At 71.8% G+C, this 13,989-nt stretch carries 11 protein-coding genes and 1 pseudogene; 4 read left to right on the forward strand and 8 right to left on the reverse strand.

Annotation, left to right across the window (positions count from 1 at the left end):
- The first annotated feature begins 270 nt into the window (after positions 1-270).
- Positions 271-1,104 carry a GH12 family glycosyl hydrolase domain-containing protein gene (locus NKJ47_RS05220; protein ID WP_429002492.1) on the forward strand — a complete coding sequence of 278 codons (834 nt, stop codon included), beginning with the start codon at positions 271-273 and terminating at the stop codon, positions 1,102-1,104.
- A gap of 205 nt (positions 1,105-1,309) precedes the next feature.
- Here the strand turns inward: NKJ47_RS05220 and NKJ47_RS05225 are convergent.
- The 3 genes and pseudogenes from NKJ47_RS05225 to NKJ47_RS05235 form a co-directional block, all read right to left on the reverse strand.
- Positions 1,310-2,925: pseudogene (locus NKJ47_RS05225) on the reverse strand (rhamnogalacturonan lyase B N-terminal domain-containing protein).
- A 178-nt stretch (positions 2,926-3,103) separates the two neighbouring features.
- Positions 3,104-4,393 carry an amidohydrolase family protein gene (locus NKJ47_RS05230; protein ID WP_254460462.1) on the reverse strand — a complete coding sequence of 430 codons (1,290 nt, stop codon included), beginning with the start codon at positions 4,391-4,393 and terminating at the stop codon, positions 3,104-3,106.
- On the reverse strand, positions 4,390-5,790 hold the full coding sequence (locus tag NKJ47_RS05235; protein ID WP_254460463.1) for an amidohydrolase: 1,401 nt from the start codon (positions 5,788-5,790) through the stop codon (positions 4,390-4,392). Before NKJ47_RS05235 ends, NKJ47_RS05230 begins: the two co-directional genes overlap by 4 nt.
- Positions 5,791-5,953: 163 nt before the next feature.
- Here NKJ47_RS05235 and NKJ47_RS05240 point away from each other — a divergent pair, with 163 nt between their 5' ends.
- Complete coding sequence (locus tag NKJ47_RS05240) at positions 5,954-6,499, forward strand: DUF924 family protein (RefSeq protein ID WP_254460464.1); 546 nt, start codon at positions 5,954-5,956, stop codon at positions 6,497-6,499.
- 1,058 nt (positions 6,500-7,557) lie between these two features.
- Here NKJ47_RS05240 and grxD read toward each other — a convergent pair.
- The gene (grxD, locus tag NKJ47_RS05245) at positions 7,558-8,484 is read right to left on the reverse strand and encodes a Grx4 family monothiol glutaredoxin (RefSeq protein WP_254460465.1); all 927 of its coding nucleotides are present in this window, start codon (positions 8,482-8,484) and stop codon (positions 7,558-7,560) included.
- Positions 8,485-8,527: 43 nt separating this feature from the next.
- Between grxD and NKJ47_RS05250 the strand changes: the two genes are divergently transcribed.
- The gene (locus tag NKJ47_RS05250; RefSeq protein WP_254460466.1) at positions 8,528-9,319 is read left to right on the forward strand and encodes a polysaccharide deacetylase family protein; all 792 of its coding nucleotides are present in this window, start codon (positions 8,528-8,530) and stop codon (positions 9,317-9,319) included.
- 82 nt (positions 9,320-9,401) lie between these two features.
- Here NKJ47_RS05250 and NKJ47_RS05255 read toward each other — a convergent pair whose 3' ends face one another.
- From NKJ47_RS05255 to NKJ47_RS05270, 4 genes are all read right to left on the reverse strand, one after another.
- Positions 9,402-9,740 carry a hypothetical protein gene (locus NKJ47_RS05255; protein ID WP_254460467.1) on the reverse strand — a complete coding sequence of 113 codons (339 nt, stop codon included), beginning with the start codon at positions 9,738-9,740 and terminating at the stop codon, positions 9,402-9,404.
- A 67-nt stretch (positions 9,741-9,807) separates the two neighbouring features.
- Positions 9,808-10,479 (reverse strand): methyltransferase domain-containing protein, encoded by a 672-nt coding sequence (locus NKJ47_RS05260; protein ID WP_254461346.1) that lies wholly within the window; start codon positions 10,477-10,479, stop codon positions 9,808-9,810.
- A 60-nt stretch (positions 10,480-10,539) separates the two neighbouring features.
- The gene (locus tag NKJ47_RS05265) at positions 10,540-11,181 is read right to left on the reverse strand and encodes an SGNH/GDSL hydrolase family protein (RefSeq protein WP_254460468.1); all 642 of its coding nucleotides are present in this window, start codon (positions 11,179-11,181) and stop codon (positions 10,540-10,542) included.
- A gap of 88 nt (positions 11,182-11,269) precedes the next feature.
- The gene (locus NKJ47_RS05270; protein WP_254460469.1) at positions 11,270-12,547 is read right to left on the reverse strand and encodes a pyridoxal phosphate-dependent aminotransferase; all 1,278 of its coding nucleotides are present in this window, start codon (positions 12,545-12,547) and stop codon (positions 11,270-11,272) included.
- Positions 12,548-12,871: 324 nt separating this feature from the next.
- On the opposite strand from NKJ47_RS05270, the gene rsgA reads away from it, so the two are divergent.
- Positions 12,872-13,984 carry a ribosome small subunit-dependent GTPase A gene (gene rsgA / locus NKJ47_RS05275; protein ID WP_254460470.1) on the forward strand — a complete coding sequence of 371 codons (1,113 nt, stop codon included), beginning with the start codon at positions 12,872-12,874 and terminating at the stop codon, positions 13,982-13,984.
- Positions 13,985-13,989 lie beyond the last annotated feature (5 nt).

A 13,989-nucleotide genomic window follows, 5' to 3' on the forward strand; every position in this document is an offset into this window, starting at 1 on the left:
CCGCGACTCGCGGCCTGCGCATGGTGCAGCGCGAGAGGCCGGTGCCGCCCGCTCCCGCGGTGACCGCGATACGTAGACGATGCCATCGCGACAATCTCGCCCGCACGCGATATCTGTGAAGCGCCGCGCGTCCGCGGCCTGGATCGCGGTAGCGCTATTGCACTGGCGCATGGCGCGCGCGCGTCTTGTCATAGCTCGCCGCGTGTGCGCCTTGCTAGCGTCCATCGCGGCAGCACCTTCGCTGCCGCTGCACGCTCAGGAGAGACCGACATGCACGCTTCCGCTCCCGTTTCCGCCGCTGCTCCGCAGCGCCGTCCCGCCACGCTCGCCCGGCCGCCGCGCGACTGGATGCGATCCCTGCGCGCGCTGTCGGCCACGGCCCTGTTCGCCGCCGCACCGATGGCGCTGGCCGGTCCCTACCAGGTGTACGGCAACCAGTACGCCTGGGTGAACAACTTCAACGATCCCAACAACGTCATCCAGGGCACGTTCCACAGCGGCAGCACGCCGAGCATGACCGTGACCTTCAATTTCCCCAACACCAGCCTGTACGGCTATCCGGCGATCCTGCGCGGCTCGCACTACGGCTTCAATCCCACCGCCGACCGCACCTTTCCGCGGCAGGTCTCGGCCTTGCGGGCGTTGCCGGCCAGCTTCGCGTACTCGTCCGGCGGCAGCAACCTGGCCGGCGACTTCGCCTACGACCTGTTCTTCCGCTGGGACAGCAACACTTCATCCAGCGCGATCCCGCAGGCCGAAGTGATGATCTGGGGCGGCCACAACTCGTATCCGATCGGCACGCTCACCGCCAGCAACGTCATCAGCGCCGGCGGCTACACCTTCGATCTGTGGGAAGGCATGAACAGCGCCGCCGGCTACTACGTCTACACCTTCATCCCGCACAACACCGCCGGCCAGTCGACCCTGCCCAGCAACGGCAATCTCAACATCGACATCAAGCCGTTCCTGACCTGGCTGCACGATCACCGCGCGCAGGACGGACGCTTCAGCAACGCGATGTACCTGCACGTGGTCGAGGCCGGCTTCGAGGTGGTGCGCGGCAACGGCTGGGCGTGGATCCAGGCCAACATCGGCGCCAACTGAGACGGGGCCATGGCCATGCCGGTGCCACCGCGCCCGCTTCACCGGCGGTGCCTCGCAGCGGCGGGTTGTGCGAGGCGTCGCGGGCAACCGTCAGGACGCCTCGGCGCGGCTGGGCGGCAGAACGTTGCGCACGTGCTCGGCATCGCGGGTGGGCTATCCGGCACCGGTGCCGGCATGCGCAGGCGATCGGCCGTCCTCCAGATCCTCACGGCGTCGCCTGCGGTGCGAGCAACTGCACGCTGTCGAAGACGAGGCCCGGGCCGAGGAAGCCGTTGTCCGGCGTACCGGACGCGACCTCGATGTCCAGCGTGTTGCGGCCGGCCTGCACGGCGCTGGCGGGGATATCGACCAGATACACGGTGTTGTTGCCGCGATAGGTGCCGCGGGTGATGCCGCGGCTGTCCGGCTGCTCCGGGCGCGGCGGCACCGGCCCGCTCCAGCGATCGTTCACCCGCAGCTGCGGACGGCCGCCGGCCTGGGTCAGGGTAACGAACAGCCGCAGGCGGTAGGCGTGGACCTGGTCAGGCCCGAGCAAGAAGGCGATGCGCGTGGGCGTGTTGACGCCGCGCCATTGCGCCGCCGGGAACGCGTCGAGGCCGTCGCGGCCCACGCGATAGGTCAGCGGCCCCCACGGCGCCATGCGCCGGTCGGAGGGATGCGCGCTCGCCAGCAGCGCGGCATTGCGGAAGCCGGCGGGCGTGCCATCCGGATCGCCGATCTGCCAGATCACCTGGCCCGGCAGCGGCACCGCGTGCAGGTCGGCCTGCGCGGTGGTCGCGGCCGCGACCTGCACGGTGGCGTGGGCCACCTCCAGCTCGTGCTGGTACAGCGCGATGCGGTACGCGCCGGGGCGGATGCCGGCGATGCGGAAGCGGCCGTCGGCATCGGCCCTGGCCCAGTACTGCGCCTGCGCATTGCGCAGGGCGATCACCGCCGGCTGCCCCGCGGCGACGCCGAAGACCTGGCCGGCCACCGCGCCGCGCCCCGCCGCGCCCAGAAAGCCCTGCAAGCCCAGCGACGCGTCGACGAAGCGCAGGTCCGGCGGTACCTGCGCCGCCGCGCCACCCTGGCTGAACTGCAGCACGTACACCCCGTGCAGGCCGCCGCGGTACGGCTCGGTCTGGGTGTGCTGGGAGAACATGTAGTTGTACAGCTCGTGGGTGCGCGCGGTCTTCTGCGTGGCGATGTCCTTGAAGAACGGCCCGCCGGCGCTGTGTTCGCGATCGCCCATCCACAGCCGCACCGCCACGCCGGGGCCGCTGACGCCATGCACAGTGTCGTCGATCGCGCGCCGCGCCGAGTAAAACTTGGAGCTGGTGCGGCCGTCGGGCAGCAGGAAGACGTCCTGGCCTTCGATCGCGGTGCCGACATTGGAATCCGGCGCGCGTTCGGCGTCGGGCAGCTTGGCCGCGTCGAGCCGGGCGATGAAGCGCAGTTCGCCACCGGCAGCAGGGTCGGCGCATAGGTGGCCAGGTAGATCGCGTCGCGTCCCTTGCGCGCCATGTAGTACTGCACCAGGTCGCCGGCGCTGGCCGAGACCACGATGGTGTCGCCGACGGTGCGCGCGGCGACGCTGGCGCGGCCCAGGCCTGAAGCGATCTGCGAGTGCTTGGCTTCCGGGCTCTCCAGTTCGCTGCCGCGATAGCGCATGGAGATCACGTCGCCGGTGCGCGCGTCCACGCTGAACACCAGGTCGGCGCCGCTGTCGACGACGAAGCGGTCGCCGATCCTGGCGACGCCGAAGTGGCCGGCGTCGGCGCGTGCGGGCGCCGCGCTGGTCAGCGCGAACAGGCACAGCAGCAGGCAGGGCAGGCGGGGCATGGCAGGACGCGCGAGGGCAACAGGGCGCACAGCCTACGGCGCGCGGGTGCGGCGCGGGATGTCGCCTCCGCGTGCCGGTGGGGCGGCGCTCAGGCGCGCGGCGGCAGCGCGAGGCGACGGCGCTGCCACCGGGGCACGGCAGCGTCTGCCCGCCGCCGTCGCCGCTGCCTCGGCGAGGCTAGTGGGTGTAGGCCTTCGGGAGTGCGCCGCCCTGCTGCATGTAGCGGTCGCGCAACTCGGTCTGCCGCGAGCGCATCGGGATGGCGCGGCCACCCAGCCAGACCTGCTCGGCGTAGTGCGCCACGTCCAGCGGATCGCCTTCCCACAGCACCAGGTCGGCGAGCTTGCCCGGGGCGATGCTGCCCAGGCGATCGCCGACCCCAAAGGCCTCGGCCGGGACCCGGGTCAGGCCGGCCAGGGCGGCGTCCCACGGCAGCCCGTGGGCCACCGCATTGCCGGCCAGCTGCCGCTGCTTGCGCGCGTTGTGTGCCCCGTCGCCGCCCTGGGTGAAGCTCACCGCCACGCCGGCCGCGTTGAGGCGCGCGGCGTTCTCCAGGGTGGCGCCGATCTGGTCGAAGCTGGCCGGCAGGTCGTCCAGCGCGTTGACGAACACCGGCACCTGCGCCGCTGCCAGTTGCGGCGCCAGCTTCCAGGCCTCGTCGCCGCCGGCGATGGCGATGCGCACCTTCTCGCGCTGCGCCCAGCGCAGCAGCTGGCGGATGTCGGCCGCCCGGTTCACCGTCACCACGATGCGGCCCTGGCCGGCCAGATAGCGTGCCAGCACCGCGCGTCCGGCCGGGGTCAGCAGCGCGTGCGGCGAATCGGCGGGCATGCGCCCACGCGCTTCGGCCACCAACTGGTCGAGCAGCATCCACTGCGCCGCGCGCGACTTGCCGCTCAGCTCCAGCGCATCGCTGCCCAGGTGCAGGTACAGCGCACGCGGGCCGATCGGGTCGGCGCCGCCGTCCAGGCGCATCACCGCGCCCTGGCCGGCGACGAAGGCGCCGCCGCTGTTGGCGCCGAGCGCGGTGAAGCCGATGCCTTCGACCCGCGCCACCGGGATCAGCACCGACTCGGGGTTGTAGGCCAGGGTCACGTCGAACTCCGGGCGCATCGGCTGGTCGTGCGGCAGGGTCAGCGTGCTGTCGACGGTGGAGGCCTCGCCGGAGACCTCCTCGATGCCGATCTCGGTGATCCCGCCGAACAGCGCCGGGGTCAGCGGCCGGCCCTTGGCCTCGACCACGGCGACGCCGGCCGGCGCGGCCAGGCCGGGGCCGACCGCGCGGATCACCCCGCCCTGGACCAGCACGTCGGCATTGGCGAGGGTGCCGCGGGCGCTGGCGGTATGCACGGTGGCACCGCGGATCAGCACGTCCTGGGCGGAGCCGGGCGCGCTGCCCAGCAGCAGGCAGGCGGCCAGGGCCAGGCGCTGCGCCAGGCGGAGGGGCGAGGACATGGCGCGGCTCATCGGGCGGCCTCCTGGCCGAGCATGAAATCGGAGGTGGGTTGCAGGCGGCGGTCGGTGCGGTCGTAGACCTGCGCGCCGTCGATGTAGACCTTGTCGGCCAGGGCGTAGGAGCTGAAGGGATTGCCGTTCCACAGCACCACGTCGGCCATCTTGCCCGGCTCCAGCGAGCCGGTCTGCTTGTCGATGCCCAGCGCCTTGGCCGGGTTGCTGGTCAGCCAGCGGATCGCCCGTTCGGGCGGGATGTCCATGCCGGCGCGGCGGCCGGCGGCCATCGCCTTGGCCGCTTCCTGGTTGAGCCGCTGGATGCCTTCCTCCGAGTCCGAGTGCACGATCGCGCAGCCGTTGGCCGGGCGGTCGACCAGGGCGATGTTCTCCTGGATGCCGTCGAAGGCCTCCATCTTGAAGCCCCACCAGTCGGCCCACAGCGCGCCGCAGACGTTCTCCTGGGCCAGGCGGTCGGCGATCTTGTAGGCCTCCACGCCATGGTGGAAGGCGGCGATCTTGAAGCCGAACTCCTTGGCCAGGTCGAGCATGGTGCTCATCTCGTCGGCGCGGTAGCAGTGGATGTGCACGCGGATGTCGCCGTTGATCGCGCCGGCCAGGGTGTCCAGCTTCAGGTCGCGCTTGCCGCCGCTGTCGCCGCTGCTGTCGTTGTCGCCGCCGCCGCGGCTCCACCAGTGGCGCTTGGGCGGGCTCTTCTGCTTCGGCGCGTTCTTGCGCAGGTATTCGCTGGCGTCGATGAAGGCGGCGCGGTAGCCGGCGACGTTGCCCATGCGCGTGGACGGGCCGCCCTTCTCGCCGTACACCCGCTTGGGGTTCTCGCCGCAGGCCATCTTCAGGCCCCACGGCGCGCCGGGGAACTTCATCGCCTGGTAGGTGGTGGCCGGCACGTTTTTCAACGTGACGCCGCGCCCGCCGACCAGGTTGGCCGAGCCGGGCAGCACCTGCAGTGCGGTGACGCCGCCGGCCAGCGCGGTGCCGAAGCCGGGATCCTGCGGCCAGATCGAATGCTCGGCCCACACGTTCGGGGTCACCGGCGCGGTCGCCTCGTTGCCGTCGCTGTGCGCGCTGACGCCCGGGCTGGGATACACGCCCAGGTGCGAGTGCACGTCGATGATGCCGGGCGTGACCCACTTGCCGTGGCCGTCGACGCGGGTGGCGTTGGCCGGCGCGGCCAGCGCGCGGCCGACCGCCTGCACGCGGCCGTCCTGCAGCAGCACGTCGGCGTCGTCCAGGCGCTCGCCGGTGCCGGTGAGCACGGTGGCGTGTTCGATCAGCACCGGCACCGACGGCAGCGCGCGGTAGGTGCTGGGATAGGGATCGTCGACGAAACGCGAGGCGGCGGCGGCCGGACCGCACAACGCCACGCCCAGGCAGGCGAGCAACAGATGACGCATCGGATTTTCCCCGGAAGATGGACGCGGCCCTTGCGGCCGTGCCCGCACGCTAGCCCGAGCCGGCGCGCTTGCCAAGTGCGGGCGCCGCATCGGCGCGCCCGGCTGCACCGCGCCGCGACGCCGGATCTGCTATCCAGGCCGATTGCCGACCATGGACATTGCGATGACCGACACCCCTGCGCACGCCGTCGTGGACTTCTGGCGCAGCGCCGGCCGCGAGCGCTGGTTCGCCGCCAACGACTCCTTCGACGCCAACGTCCGCCTGCACCTGCTGGAGGCGCACCATGCCGCCGCGCGCGGCGAACGCGGCGACTGGCTGGCCGATGCCGAGGGCGCGCTGGCGCTGCTGCTGTTGCTCGACCAGGTGCCGCGCAACGTGTTCCGCGGCAGCGCGCATGCCTTCGCCACCGACGGCCTGGCCCGCCGCTACGCCGACCAGGCGCTGGCGGCCGGCTTCGACCAGGCCACCGACGTGGAGTTGCGGATGTTCTTCTATCTGCCCTACACGCATGCCGAGGATGCCGCGCGGCAGCGCCAGGCGGTGGAGTTGTTCAGCGCGCTCGGCGACGCCGAGTCGCTGCAGTGGGCGGTGGTGCACGAAGACGTGATCCAGCGCTTCGGCCGCTTCCCGCACCGCAATCCGGCGCTGGGGCGCACGACCACGGCGGAAGAGCAGGCGTTCCTGGATGCGGGTGGGTTCGCTGGTTGAGGGATGTCTGGTTGAGAGAGGCGGTGCCTACACGTTCGCCGCCGCATACGCCGCGCTCCTGTCGAACATCGGCGGATCTGTGTCGTGGCGCCGATGATCTGCGTGCGTTGCGTCGGAGTGCGCCCATGACGGCGGAGGGCATCGGGCGTGTTGTGGGAGCGACTTCAGTCGCGACGAGCGAAACCACTGGCGCATCGGACCTCATGCAGTCGGGACTGAAGTCCCTCCCACAGGGAGTCACCGGGCGGCTGGCGCAGCCGTCAGCATTCGGCCAGCAGTCGCGCAGGAAACCAGGGAATCCGCTCCTTGTGGGAGCGACTTCAGTCGCGACGAGCGAAGCTGCTGGTGCATCGGACCTCATTGCAGTCGGGACTGAAGTCCCTCCCACAGGGAGTCACCGGGCGGCTGGCACAGCCGTCAGCATTCGGCCGCAGTCGCGCAGGAGACAAGGGAGTCCGCTCCTTGTGGGAGCGACTTCAGTCGCGACGAGCGAAGCTGCTGGTGCATCGGACCTCATTGCAGTCGGGACTGAAGTCCCTCCCACAGGGAGTCACCGGGCGGCTGGCGTAGCCGTGAGCATTCGGCCAGCAGTCGCGCAGGAGACCAGGGAATCCGCTTCTTTTGGGAGCGACTTCAGTCGCGACGAGCGAAACCACTGGCGCATCGGACCTCATGCAGTCGGGACTGAAATCCCTCCCACAGGGAGTCACCAGGCGGCTGGCGTAGCCGTCGGCATTCGCCCAGTACTCGCGCAGGAGACCAGGGAATCCGCTTCTTGTGGGAGCGACTTCAGTCGCGACGAGCGAAGCTGCTGGTGCATCGGACCTCATGCAGTCGGGACTGAAGTCCCTCCCACAGGGAGTCACCGGGCGGCTGGCGCAGCCGTCGGCATTCGCCCAGTACTCGCGAAGGAGACCAGGGAAGCCGCTCCTACGGGATGTTCGTGTTGTGGGGCGATATCGCGCGCGGGCTGCGGGTCTTGGGCACAAAAAAAGGGCGATCTTTCGATCGCCCCCTTCGCTGCGTCCGCGCTGGGCGCGAACGACGAGTTGCGTGGTTCAGTACTTCGGCACGCTGCCGTCGACCTGGTCGGTCCAGGCGTCGATGCCGCCGACCACGTTGTGCACGTTGCTGAAGCCGAGCGAACGGAAGTGCTCGGCCGCCTGCGCGCTGCGGCCGCCGCGGTGGCACAGGAAGGCCAGGGCGGTGTCTTTGGGCAGCGCTTCCAGTTGCGCGCGCTGCTCGCCGTCGAGGGTGCGGAACGGCACGTTGACCGCCGCCACCGCACGCTCTTCCGGCGGGCGCACGTCCACCAGGATCAGGCCGCCGGCGCGTACCCGGTCGTCGGCGTCGCGCGGGCTGAGGTCCTGCACCGGCTTGGGCGCGTTGGGATTGTCGATCGCCAGGCCGCGGCCGCGGATGTCGTCCACCCAGTCGATGGTGATGCCGTCGGCGCGGCGCGCGCTGGCCAGGTCGAACTGCACGCGCAGGCCATTGGACTCGGCGGCGATGGCGTTGGGATCGGTCGGCGCCAGCTGGAAGTTCGGCTGGAACTGCGCGTCGATCGCCAGCGCCAGACTCGCGCCCGGGGCGTCGGCCAGCGCGCCGCGCAGCATCTCGGCGGCGGCATCGGTGATGGTGATCGACGGCGGCGTGCGGTCCGGCGCCGGCACGCCGAGCAGTTCGCTAAGTTCGCCGCTGCCGGCCATCTGCAGGATGATGTCGCTGCCGCCGATCAGCTCGCCGTCCACGTACAGCTGCGGGATGGTCGGCCAGTCGCCGTAGACCTTGATGCCCTCGCGGATGTCCTGGTCGGCCAGCACGTTGACGTGGGCGAAGTCGACGCCGAGCTCGTTCAGCGCGCCCACCGCCTTGGCGGAGAAGCCGCACTGCGGCATGCCCGGCTGGCCTTTCATGAACAGCACGACGCGGTTGGAACTGAGCAGCGTTTCGATACGGGAGCGCAGGGCGGGGTCGAGGGACATGGCAGGCAGTCGTCGCGGAGTCGGACCGGCCATTCTACGCCGCATGGCATCATGGGGCATGACAGTTCCGGAAACGCTGCATCGCATCCCGCGCCACCCCTACCGCTGGCTGCCCTGGGCGCTGGCCTCGCAGGCGCTGGTGGCGGCGCTGTGGTGGGCCTACGGGTGGCGGGTCGGGCTGCCGGCGCTGCTGCTGTCGCACGCGGCGCTGGTGCTGCCGGTGTTCCTGCCGCGGGCGCGGCTGTACGCGCCGGTGCTGGAGCGCCTGCCCGGCGCCGCGCCGCGGGTGTGGCTGACCATCGACGACGGCCCCTCCGACGACACCGCGGCGATCCTGGACCTGCTCGACCGCCACCAGGCCAAGGCCACCTTCTTCCTGGTCGGCGCCCGCGCCGCCGCGCGCCCGCAGCTGGTGCGCGAGATCCTGCGCCGCGGCCACGGCATCGGCAACCACAGCCAGCACCATCCGCAGGCCTGGTTCTGGGCGTTGGGGCCGCGGCGCATGGCCCAGGAGATCGGCCAGGCGCAGCAGACGCTGGCCGCGATCGCCGGCACCGCGCCGCATTGGTATCGCTCGGTGGTGGGCATGACCAATCCCTTCGTCGCCGCGCCGCTGCGCCGGCATGGGCTGACCCGGGTGGCGTGGAGCGCGCGCGGCTTCGACGGCGTGCGCTGCGACCCGGCCGTCACCGTCGCGCGCATCGCCCGCGACCTGCGGCCCGGCGCCATCGTGCTGCTGCACGAGGGCGCGGCGCACGGACACAACCCGGCGATCGTGGAGGGCGTGTTGCAGGCGCTGCAGGCGCGTGGGCTGCAGGCGACGCGCCCGGACTGAGCCGGGCGTCCATCGGGGTGCCGCCTGCGTCGTCATGCGGCCTGGACCCTGCCGCTTGGGGTCAGGCGCGCGGGCGCTGCAATCAGCCCGGCTGGGCCAGGCCGTGGGCGATCAGCATCGCCATTGCGCCAAGGGTCAGCAGGGCGCACAACAGGCCGAGAATGCCGTAATGCTTGCTGCGACCAGGCTGCAGGCAGTTGCCGATGCCCAGCGCGATCGCGCAGACCTGGGCGATGGCGGTGAACAACGCGAGCAGGCCGAGCAGCAGCGACATCGGCGTGTCCGGGCCAGCGGCGAACGTGGGGACGACGACGAAGGTGCTGAGCAACAGCGCCGCGAGCAGCACGACCGCGGCGATCAGGCTGGTCGCCAGGGCCGCGATGCCCAAACCCGAGCGCGGTCGTGGCACGGGCGCAGTCATGCGTGGCAACCCGGGTGCGAGGCGGCCAAGTCGGTGCGGTCGCGGCCTGCGCGGTGTCGCGCCCGCGTCAACGCGGCTCCGCCACGATCAGCCAGTTGTTGAACGGGGTGTTGCCGTACAGCGGCGCGAAGCTGGCGCGCAGGCCGGCGGCGTCGAGCTGGGCCTGCAGGCTGTCGCGGGTGGGGTAGGCCTTGGGCAGTTCCTGCATCCAGCCGGCCAGGTGCGCCAGCACGTCGGTGATGCGGCTGGTGCGGCCGCGGCCGCTGGCATCGCCCAGGCCGCTGCGGATCACCAGCTTGGCGCCCGGGGTGAGCATCCGCGCCACGCTGCGGATCAGGTTGGACTGCATGTCGCGGTCCAGGTACTGCAGCACGTCCAGGATCGCGACGCTGCCATGGTGCTCGGGCCAGGACTGGCCCAGGTCGACCACCTCGAAGCGCGTGTCCTGCAGTCCGTTGCGCGCGGCGATCGCCGCGGCGCGGCGGATCTTGGCCGCATCGATGTCCACGCCGTGGTAGCGCTGGCGCTGGCCGTCGGCGCGCAGCGCGTGCGCCAGCAGGCCCAGCCCGCAGCCCAGGTCCAGCACCGGCGCGTCGGTGCCGCGCAGCGCGGCGAGCACGCCGGGATACAGCGGATCGGTGCGCAGCTTGGTGCGCGTGTAGTAGTAGTCGTAGCGGTTGCCCAGCGGGTGCGTGGGCAGGAAGGCGCGGGCGATGGCCAGGGCCTGCGGGCGGGTCATGGGCTGGGTGGTGCTGGCGTCGCGCAATGTCGGTCCTTGGCAGCGGGCGTCGTATGCCAGCTAGGCTAACGCATCGCGGACCGTCGGCAACAGCACCGCGGTCCAGCGCGCGTACATCGCCGCCGACGGATGCAGCCCGTCGGCGGCCAGCATCGCCGGATCGCCGCCGCCGTCGCGGCTGCAGCCGGTGATGTCGACGAAGCGCACCGCGCGCGCGGCGCAGCAGGCCTGCGCGGCGGCGTTGAAGGCGTCGATCTGCGCGGCGATGCGCGCCGGGTCGTGTGCGGGCGGCTGCGCGAACGCGGTCACGCCCCAGTCCGGGATCGACACCGCCACGACCCGCTGCGGCCGCTCGCCGGCGAAGCCGATCGCGCGCTGCAGCAGCGCGTCGAACTGCGCGCGGTAGTCGGCGAGCGGATAGTCGCGGTACTGGTTGTTGACGCCGATCAGCAGCGTCACCAGGTCGAACGGGCCCTGCGGGGCCGCCGCGTCGATGCCGGCGTCCAATTCGTCGGTGGTCCAGCCGGTGGTGGCGACGATCTGCGGATCGTCCAGGGCGATGCCGTCGCGGCGCAGCGCCGCGGCCAGTTGCAGCGGCCAGCGTCCGTCGGCGTCCACGCCTTCGCCGATGCTGTAGGAGTCGCCCAGCGCCAGGTAGCGCAAGGGTGCGTGGTGCTGGGGGGCCGAAATGGATTCGCTCATCGCGCCGCGACCGTGGAAACGTGGCCGCTCATGCGCTCAGCCGCGCCGACCGGCACGCTTTGCCCATTCCCGATTCCCCATTCCCGATTCACCGCCCCACAGCCGCCCGCGGCTTCAGCGGCACCACCTTGGTGGCGTCCTCGGCGCGGCGCGCCAGCACCCGGTCGATGCGCGCGAACACCTCGCGCATCGTCGCCGCTTCCGGCAGCAGGGTGACGCGGAAATGATGCCGGTAGGGCACGTTGAAGCTGGAGCCGGGCACCACCAGCACGCCTTCCTGCTCCATCAGCTCCAGGGCGAAGGCGTGGTCGTCGAACCCGCGCGCGGCGGCGCCGACCACGGCCGGGAACGCGTACAGCGCGCCGGCCGGCTGCACCAGCGACAGGTGCTCGCTGGCCGCGCAGGCCTCGATCACCGCGCGGCGGGTCTCGTACAGGCGGCCGCCGGGCGCGCACAGCGGCGAGATCGTGTCCGGGCCGTTGACCGCGGCATCGATCGCGAACTGGCCGGGCACGTTGGCGCACAGGCGCAGCGCGCCGAGCAGGTCCATGGCGTTGCGGAAATCGCCGACGCGCTCGGCGTCGCCGGACAGCAGCGCCCAGCCCACACGCCAGCCGCAGGCGCGGTGCACCTTGCTCAGGCCGCCGAAGCTGATGCACGGATGCGCGCCGGCCAGCGGGGCAACGGAGACGAATGCCGCGTCGTCGTACAGCACCTGGTCGTAGATCTCGTCGACCATCAGCAGCAGGTTGTGCTTGACCGCGATGGCCACGATCTTCTCCAGCAGCGCGCGCGAGTAGCTGGCGCCGCTGGGGTTGTTCGGGTTGATCAGCACGATGGCGCGGGTGCGCGAGGACACCAGCGTCTCGATCTCCACCGGGTCGGGCTGGAAGCCGTTCTCCGGCGCGCAGCGGTAGTACACCGGGCGGCCGTCGTTGAGGATGGTGGCGGCCGACCACAGCGGATAGTCCGGCGACGGCACCAGCACCTCGTCGCCCGGGTTGAGCAGCGCGCGCAGCGACAGGTCGATCAGCTCGCTGACGCCGTTGCCGACGAAGATGCGGTCCGGGTGCGCGTCCGGATGCTGGCGCCGGGCGTAGGCCGCGGCGATCGCCTCGCGCGCCTCCGGCAGGCCCTGCTGGTGGGTGTAGGGATCCGTGCGGCCCATGTCGTCGGCGATCGCGCGCTGCAGATGTTCCGGGGCACGGAAACCGAACGCGCCGGGATTGCCGATGTTGAGCTTGATCAGCTTGCGCCCCTGGGCCTCCAACTCGCGGGCTCGCCGTGCCAGTTCGCCGCGGATCTCGTAGCGGACTTCGGACAGGCGTTCGCGGATCGCGAGCGGCTTGATCGGCAGGGTGGGCATCGCATTGGCCGGTGGGGGCGTGGGAGTTGCATGGTAGCGGAAATGTGACATGGCGGCCGGCCGGGGGCGGCGCCGCGGCGCGACCGTCTACGGCGGCGGGCCTCGGCCTCGGGGCGCGGCCCGCTGATGGCATCCGCTGGCCGCGGCGCCGATGGGGGCGGCGTGGGCTGGCGCCGCTTCCGACGACTCCGTGGGAAACCACCCGGTGGCGCGCCGTCGCCGCCGCGGCTGGCCCGTCTGCGCCGCGTCGCGCGGCCGGTGCGTATCTCCAAGTGGCCGCCTCCCGCTCACCTCGGCGCCTGGCACACCCTCTAGAATTCGCCCATGACCTCTTCCCCGATCGACTTCGACGCGTTGCGCCCCATCGGCTGGCCCTGGCCCGGATTGCCCGAGGAGCCGGCCTGGCGCGCCTTGTTCGACGCGCATCCGCAGGCGCGGCCGGCGCGGGTGGTGGAGCAGCACCGCACCGGCTACGTGGTCGCCGATGCGGTGGACACCGGGTTCAAGGTCGAATCGCTGCCGGACTGGCAGCGCCCGCGCTTTCCCAGCCACGAACGCGCCGCGGTCGGCGACTGGGTGCTGCTGGAGGACACGCGCATCGTCGCGTTGCTGCCGCGGCGCACCGCGATCAAGCGCGGCGCCGCCGGCGAGCACTATCACCAGCAGGTGATCGCGGCCAACATCGACACGGTGTTCATCGTCTGCGGCCTGGATGCGGACTTCAATCCGCGCCGGATCGAGCGCTATCTGCTGCTGGTGGGCGGCGGCGGTGCGGCGCCGGTGGTGGTGCTGACCAAGGCCGACCTCACCGAGTACGCCGACGACGCGCTGGCGGTGCTGGAAGAACTGGCGGCGCAATCGATCCCGCTGCTGACCGTCAACGCGCGGCAGGCCGACAGCGTCGCCGCGCTGCGGCCGTGGCTGGGGCCGGGGCAGACCGCGGTGCTGGTCGGCTCGTCCGGCGCCGGCAAGTCCACCCTCACCAACACCTTGCTGGGCGTGCAGAAGATGCGCACCGCGGCGGTACGCGCCACCGACTCGCGCGGCCGCCACACCACCACCCACCGCGCACTGTTGCCGCTGCTGTCCGGCGCCTGCCTGATCGACACCCCCGGCATGCGCGAACTCAAGCCCACCGGCGAGGAAGACCTGGCCGAGGGCGCCTTCGCCGACATCGAGGCGCTGGCCGCGCAGTGCCGCTTCAACGACTGCGCGCACCTGGCCGAACCGGGCTGTGCGGTGCAGGCGGCGATCGAACGCGGCGAGATCGAGGCCGCGCGCCTGGCCAACTACCTGAAGTTGCGCGAGGAAGTGGCCGGCGCGGCCGGCAAGCTGGCGCAGCGCCAGGCGCAGAACGCGGCCGCCGGCCGCAGCGGCAAGCCCGGCGGCGGCAAGCCGGGCGGCAAGCGCCCGCCGCCGCGCAACAGCCGCCGCTGACGCCG

It is taken from the genome of Xanthomonas sacchari, assembly GCF_024266585.1.
Taxonomy (GTDB): Bacteria; Pseudomonadota; Gammaproteobacteria; order Xanthomonadales; family Xanthomonadaceae; genus Xanthomonas_A; species Xanthomonas_A sacchari_C.

Excerpts from the sequence above, each read along its gene's own strand:
- NKJ47_RS05250 (WP_254460466.1), top strand. The coding sequence starts at position 8,528 with ATGGCATCATGGGGCATGACAGTTCCGGAAACGCTGCATCGCATCCCG.
- NKJ47_RS05255 (WP_254460467.1), bottom strand. The coding sequence starts at position 9,740 with ATGACTGCGCCCGTGCCACGACCGCGCTCGGGTTTGGGCATCGCGGCC.
- NKJ47_RS05220 (WP_429002492.1), top strand. The coding sequence starts at position 271 with ATGCACGCTTCCGCTCCCGTTTCCGCCGCTGCTCCGCAGCGCCGTCCC.
- grxD (WP_254460465.1), bottom strand. The coding sequence starts at position 8,484 with ATGTCCCTCGACCCCGCCCTGCGCTCCCGTATCGAAACGCTGCTCAGT.
- NKJ47_RS05235 (WP_254460463.1), bottom strand. The coding sequence starts at position 5,790 with ATGCGTCATCTGTTGCTCGCCTGCCTGGGCGTGGCGTTGTGCGGTCCG.
- NKJ47_RS05230 (WP_254460462.1), bottom strand. The coding sequence starts at position 4,393 with ATGAGCCGCGCCATGTCCTCGCCCCTCCGCCTGGCGCAGCGCCTGGCC.
- rsgA (WP_254460470.1), top strand. The coding sequence starts at position 12,872 with ATGACCTCTTCCCCGATCGACTTCGACGCGTTGCGCCCCATCGGCTGG.
- NKJ47_RS05260 (WP_254461346.1), bottom strand. The coding sequence starts at position 10,479 with ATGACCCGCCCGCAGGCCCTGGCCATCGCCCGCGCCTTCCTGCCCACG.
- NKJ47_RS05240 (WP_254460464.1), top strand. The coding sequence starts at position 5,954 with ATGACCGACACCCCTGCGCACGCCGTCGTGGACTTCTGGCGCAGCGCC.
- NKJ47_RS05270 (WP_254460469.1), bottom strand. The coding sequence starts at position 12,547 with ATGCCCACCCTGCCGATCAAGCCGCTCGCGATCCGCGAACGCCTGTCC.
- NKJ47_RS05265 (WP_254460468.1), bottom strand. The coding sequence starts at position 11,181 with ATGAGCGAATCCATTTCGGCCCCCCAGCACCACGCACCCTTGCGCTAC.